The 6,442-nt window shown below is 36.5% G+C and carries 6 protein-coding genes; 1 reads left to right on the top strand and 5 read right to left on the bottom strand.

Annotated elements, in window-relative coordinates:
- Positions 1-243: 243 nt before the first annotated feature.
- From folD to OZD63_RS02365, 5 genes are all read right to left on the bottom strand, one after another.
- Positions 244-1,122, bottom strand: a complete 879-nt coding sequence (gene folD / locus OZD63_RS02385) for a bifunctional methylenetetrahydrofolate dehydrogenase/methenyltetrahydrofolate cyclohydrolase FolD (protein WP_264707023.1) — start codon at positions 1,120-1,122, stop codon at positions 244-246.
- On the bottom strand, positions 1,106-1,681 hold the full coding sequence (locus OZD63_RS02380) for a UbiX family flavin prenyltransferase (protein WP_274979468.1): 576 nt from the start codon (positions 1,679-1,681) through the stop codon (positions 1,106-1,108). Before OZD63_RS02380 ends, folD begins: the two co-directional genes overlap by 17 nt.
- Entirely contained in the window at positions 1,674-1,940 is a 267-nt protein-coding gene (locus OZD63_RS02375; protein WP_010082293.1) for a DUF2312 domain-containing protein, read from the bottom strand. The genes OZD63_RS02380 and OZD63_RS02375 overlap by 8 nt, the downstream gene beginning before the upstream one ends.
- Before the next feature lie 13 nt (positions 1,941-1,953).
- A complete protein-coding gene (locus tag OZD63_RS02370) occupies positions 1,954-3,237 on the bottom strand; it encodes an HlyC/CorC family transporter (protein ID WP_274979469.1) in 1,284 nt (427 codons plus the stop codon).
- Positions 3,238-3,325: 88 nt separating this feature from the next.
- A complete protein-coding gene (locus tag OZD63_RS02365) occupies positions 3,326-4,504 on the bottom strand; it encodes an aspartate aminotransferase family protein (protein WP_038249924.1) in 1,179 nt (392 codons plus the stop codon).
- Positions 4,505-4,779: 275 nt separating this feature from the next.
- Between OZD63_RS02365 and OZD63_RS02360 the strand changes: the two genes are divergently transcribed.
- Entirely contained in the window at positions 4,780-5,952 is a 1,173-nt protein-coding gene (locus OZD63_RS02360) for an NADH-quinone oxidoreductase subunit D (protein WP_010962676.1), read from the top strand.
- Positions 5,953-6,442 lie beyond the last annotated feature (490 nt).

The following is a 6,442-nucleotide window of genomic DNA, read 5'->3' as shown; positions in this document are numbered from 1 at the left end:
CTACGTCATACCGCCGCGGTATCTCAGCATAGATTCCGCTAACGAGTAGCGGAATGACGAATTTGTTGTTTTTCAAATTGTAGGTAAACCTAAGCCACTTTAGCTATACTTGTAGAGAAAAAAGAATAGATGATGATCCTAAATATTTAATAAATTTGACTACTGAGGAATTTCAAAAATCTCAATTTTTTATTAATTGTGATATGGTACATTCTATCTTCATATAGCTTTCCTCTTCATACCTCAACTAATGAAATCAGAAGCATCAACTCCCTTTTGCAAGCAAGCAGCAATAACAGTGTTCATCATTAGAAATGCAATGGTCATTGGGCCAACGCCCCCGGGTACTGGGGTCATAGCTTTGGCTTTCCCTTTTATTCCCTCAAAGTCAACATCACCTACAAGCTTTCCTACGTTAACGCTATTTATGCCAACATCGATCACTATTGCACCTTTCTTTATCCAGTCTGCTTGAACAAAATTTGGCTTTCCGACTGCTGCAACTACTATATCCGCTTTAGAGCAATATTCAGCTAAATCCTTGCTTTGTGAATGCAAGATGGTGACAGTGCAGTTTTCTTGCAATAGCAGGTAAAACATTGGCTTGCCCACGATATTTGACCTACCAATTACCACTGCGTTTTTACCGGAAAGGTTCTCTTCAATTGACTTAATTAAATGCAAAGAACCTTTAGGAGTGCAAGGTATAAGGCAGTTTTTTTCACCTTTAACTAATTTGCCAACGTTTTCATCATGAAAGCCATCTACATCTTTTTCAACACTTACTGTGTTAATTACTCTGCTTGCACTAATATGATTTGGTAAAGGCAATTGCACTAAAATGCCATGCACAGATGGATCTTCATTTAATTCATTGATTTTTTCAATTAATTCATCTTCTGAAATATTATCAGGCAAAACAATGGTCTCAGAACTTATGCCTATTGATTCTGCTTTTTTCTGTTTGTTGCAAACATAAACCTGACTTGCTGGATTGCTGCCCACGAGAATTACTTTCAGGCAAGGAAAAATGTTATACTCTCTCTTTAAAATATCAATTTTTTGTGATAGCCTCTCACATAGGTCGTTTGCTATTTTTTTACCATCAATAATAATTGTCACTTCCTTGCCACTCCTTAAAGTCGGGTAATTTGATATCAAATAAATCCAATACTTTGCCAACAGAATGATTAATAATATCATCCAACGATTTCGGTTTAATATAAAAAGCAGGCACTGGTGGAGCAATAATTGCTCCCATCTCCGTTAATTTTAACATATTTTGTAAATGCCCAAGATGCAGTGGTGACTCTCGCACCATAAGAACTAACTTTCTTCTTTCTTTTAGCGTTACATCTGCAGTCCTTGTCAATAGATTGGAAGTAACACCTGATGCGATTTCAGACATTGTCTTCATAGAGCATGGTGCTACAATCATCCCTGAGGTTTTAAATGAGCCGCTTGCTATTTTTTCTCCAATCTTTTCTTCAGAATAGTAAAAATCTGCAAGCGATGTAATATCTTCAAGTTTTTCTTTAATTTCGTGAGCTAAAGTTATTTTCCCAGCACGACTTATCACTAAATGAGCTTCATAATCGACGTCTTTCAATGCTTCTAAAATACGCACACCGTAAATAGAACCAGATGCTCCACTTATTCCAATTACAATTCTGCTATTCACTTAACTCTTCTTCGTAGCTCATTCCCAATGCACGTTTATAGGTATCAAGCAATATTTCTTGTTCCTCTCTGTCATCATCATCCATCTTCCTCAGCCTAATAATTTGTTTCATCACTTTTATATCCCAACCTTCATCTGCGGCTTTTGCATATACATCACGAATGTGATCTTGCACATCCCTCTTTTCTTGTTCAAGTTTTTCGATTCTCTCTATGTAACCCTTCAACTCTTCAGCCGTTATTTTTACTGTATCTTCCATGAAACTCCACTAATTAATTGCTGCCACTAATACTACCAGTTCTTACTTGCACTTCAACAACAGTAATAATATTTTTATCTTTTTTTAAAATCTTAAAGCGAAAACCATACATGGAAAACTCCTCGCCTTCGTCAGGAATGCGCTCTATTTCATTTACAATCATACCTGCTAGAGTTGTAGCTTCTTCATCAGGGAGATTCCAGTATAACTGCCTGTTAATGTTCCTAATAGTAGATTTTCCTTCTATGTAATACACATTATCAGATATTTTCTTTATAAAATTCTCCGTAATCAAATCATGTTCATCCGAAATTTCTCCAACTATTTCTTCCAGTATATCCTCAAGAGTTACAATTCCCTGCAGTGCTCCATACTCATCAATAACAAATCCAAGGTGTTTCCTGTTCTTACGGAAGTTGTGAAGTTGCACGCTGAGCGGTGTACTTTCTGGTATGAACCAAGGCCTTGACATAACTTGGGTAATGTCAACTTCTTCCGCTTTATTATTCTTTTCACGCAAAGCATTTATTAGAGCTTTCACGTGAATTACACCTACAATGTTATCTGGTTCCTTCTGCCATAAAGGTACTCTACTGTGACTGCTGGTTAAAATCTCTCTTATTAACTCTTCTTTATTCCGATCTATATCAAGAGAAAATAGGTTTCTTCTATGGGTCATAATTTGTGATATCTCTGTCTCAGCCAAATCAAGTATGCTGCTTAGCATATCTAAATCCTGTTGCAACATAGTTCCTTCACTGCGGTGAAGAGTAATCATATTACGCATTGCATCCGCTGCAGATATCACTTCCTTATCTTTATGCAGCCCACATAATTTTAGGATGAGGTTAACAATAAATTGAATACCTAGTGTCAATGGAGAAAAAATCTTTACAAAAAACAATACAAAATAAGCAGAAAATGATGCAAATTTTTCAGGATTTTGAATAGCATAAGTTTTTGGTAGAACTTCGCAGAACAATAAAATACAAAATGTCATTATAATTGTTGATAGGAGAATGCCCTCATTTCCAAAAAGATTGATAAATATTGCTGTAAATAAAGCAGAGCAAGTAATATTAATAATTGTATTGCCGAGCAATACCGTTCCTATTGTCAATTCTTTCCTATTTAATAAGCGATCTATTACCCTGGCTTTTTTGTTACCGTCTAGCTTTAGCTTATTAACTCGAGAACGGCTAATTGAGGTTAAGCCTATTTCTGCTCCTGAGAACAAAAACGACAAAACTAACAAAACAAAAATTGCTGATGATACTAAGACCAATAACCAATCCATTAAAGTACGATGTTATTGTGATAAAAAATAAAATTAGTTTTACATGTTATGAAAGGCATTTGCAAGCCTGAATTTATATTGCCGAATTTTATATACCTTTAATCTTAAAAAACAAATCATAAAGCATATTACACGCTGCGTTCACATGCTCATCCTCAATGATAAGTGGTGGGGTTACCCTTACTACTTTGTTGTTTAAAACCCTAGTTATTATTAAACCTTTATCAAGAGATCGACTAATAATTTTATCAGCTACAGGAGTTGCTAGTTCTATTCCCATTAGTAACCCTTCTCCACGAACTTCTAAAATCATCTCAGGAAATTCTTTAGCTAAAAGCAACAGCTTTTCTTTTAAATCTTTACTAATTTTTTTAACATGATCAAAAAAGCCTTCTTTTAGCATTATATCGAGCACTGCATTACCAACAGTCATGGCAAGTGGATTGCCACCATAGGTTGATCCATGAGTTCCTGGAGTGATTGCTTCTGCTATATAATCTTTCACTAAACATGCAGCTAAAGGAAAACCGTTACCCATAGCTTTTGCACAGGTTAGCATATCAGGTTCAATGCCGACATTTTGATAATGAAATAAAGAACCGATGCGTCCATATCCGCACTGCACTTCATCAAAGCACAAAATTATTCCTTGAGCTTTTGTTATTTCCCTTACTTTTTGAAGATATTCTACGTCTAGTGGATATACTCCACCTTCGCTTTGTATGGGCTCTAAAAATACAGCAGCTATTTCATTGTTGATTTTTTCTTCTAATGCTTTAATGTCATTTCTTGGCACTTTATCAAAACCAGAAAGGAGCGGAGCGAAACCTTCGCGTGATTTTTCATTGCCTCCAGCAGAAATTGCAGCAATACTGCGGCCATGAAAGCCTCCTTCAATTGTAATAATACGATTACGTTTTGCTTGCCCTTTTGAATAAAAGTAACGACGAATAAACTTAATTGCAGCTTCTGTTGCTTCAAGCCCACTTGAGCAGAAAAAAACTTTATCTGCAAAAGTAAGGGTTGTTAAACGCTCGGCAAGCCTTTCTTGCTCGGGAATAGTGAAAATGTTAGAGCAGTGCCATAATGAGCTCGATTGCTCTTTCAGCTTATCTGTAATGTATGGATGACAATGCCCTAAAGAAGTTGTAGAAATACCTGCAGCAAAATCTAAATATTTTTTACCATCTTTATCAAAAAGATATGCCCCTTCTCCCCTGACTATAGGAGTGTCAAGTCTATTATACGCATTAACAACATGATCCATTTTATAAGTATTGCGGTATTATCTATACTATACCTGAAATGAATCCATTAACACAAAGCTTTTCCTTTAACCCCTTATGCTACTTCAACTAAAAATTTGGTTAATGCAAACCTTTTTTGTCATTCTATAGCTAAAGTGACTTGGTTTTACCAACACTTATTAGCCATTGTAAAAGTTTTTGTTTCTATTGAATGATAGTTGTAGCCTATGCAAGAAGTTTATTGACTTTGAGCGCACTTTAGCCTATACAATTTTAATATCTTAAACTACTGGACATGCCTGATCTAAAGACAATGATGTTAAATTTTGGACCTCAGCACCCAGCTGCACATGGAGTGTTGCGTCTTGTTTTAGAGATGGATGGTGAAGTGATCGAGAGGGCAGATCCCCATATTGGGCTTTTGCACCGCGGTACTGAAAAATTAATAGAACATAAAACGTATCTTCAAGCTTTGCCTTATTTTGATCGCCTTGATTACGTATCACCAATGTCACAAGAGCATGCATATTCACTTTGTGTGGAGAAATTGTTGCAATGTGAAGTGCCAATTAGGGCAAAGTATTTACGTGTCTTGTTTTGTGAACTGACGAGAATACTAAATCATTTACTGAACGTTTCTTCTCAAGCACTTGATGTTGGAGCAATGACCCCTCTTTTATGGCTCTTTGAAGAAAGAGAAAAAATACTGGAATTTTACGAAAGAGCTTCAGGTGCAAGGTTTCACGCAGCTTACATCAGGCCAGGTGGAATTGCAGCAGATGTTCCAGAAGATTTGATTGAGGATATTGCAAAGTTTATAGAGCAATTTCCAAAATATATAGACGATGTTGATGAACTTTTAACAGAAAATAGGATATGGAAGCAACGCACTGTAGGAATTAGTGAAATATCAATTAAACAGGCACTTGATTGGGGCTTTAGTGGCCCAATGTTGCGCGCTGCTGGGCTTGCTTGGGATTTGCGAAAAAGCCAGCCATATGAGATATATGATCAACTAGATTTTGATATACCGATCGGCCAAAATGGCGACTGTTATGACCGTTATCTAGTTAGAATGGCAGAGATTAGGCAATCTATCAGTTTGGTGAAGCAGTGCATAGAGAAAATGCCTGAAGGGCAAATAAAAACTGAAGATAGAAAAATTTCTCCACCGTCAAGAGCAGAGATGAAAAAATCTATGGAAGCTCTGATTCACCATTTTAAGCTCTATTCAGAAGGATATCACGTACCAGAAGGTGAGGCTTACGCAGTTGTTGAGGCACCAAAAGGTGAGTTTGGAGTGTATATAGTTTCAGATGGTACCAATAGACCTTATAGGTGCCGAATAAGAGCACCTGGCTTTGCGCATTTACAAGCCTTAGACTTTATGGCAAAAGGACACATGCTTGCTGACGTTGCAGCAATTATTGGCTCACTCGATATAGTTTTTGGTGAGATTGATAGGTAATCATTGGTACCCGTTCAGGCAATGGCGTCATGCAAGTAGCTGACACATAACTGTACGAACATTTGTTTGCAAAGGCAGTATGTTAAGTGTTATAGCCGATTTTGCCTCAAACACAAAGGCAGTGCCTTGACTACTTGGATCCAGAAAAATTGATTGTGTACTATACAACATTTTTGATCAAAAGCGTAACCGTTCACTGTTAGACTGCGTTCTGTGATTTTTAGCAAAACATGATCTTTCATTTGAGCTTCCTTCAATTTAAAATAAATACAGAAAATTGCTGCCTATAGCTAAACTGACTTAGATTTACCAACAATCGTCATCCCGCTACTTGTTAGCGGCTAAGAACCTGTTAAGGATCTCGAAAATATGAGGTAAAATAAGCATAGTTAAGAAAGAGGTATATCTATGCAAAAAAGCTATCCAAGCGATATAAGTAAAGAACAATTTGAAAAAATTAGACCAATACTGGAGAGTAGCAGAAAGAAAA

Source organism: Wolbachia endosymbiont of Drosophila leontia (assembly GCF_028981785.1).
GTDB lineage: Bacteria > Pseudomonadota > Alphaproteobacteria > Rickettsiales > Anaplasmataceae > Wolbachia > Wolbachia pipientis.
Note: the sequence above shows the minus strand (reverse complement) of the source record. Positions and strands in the feature narration are given on the sequence as shown.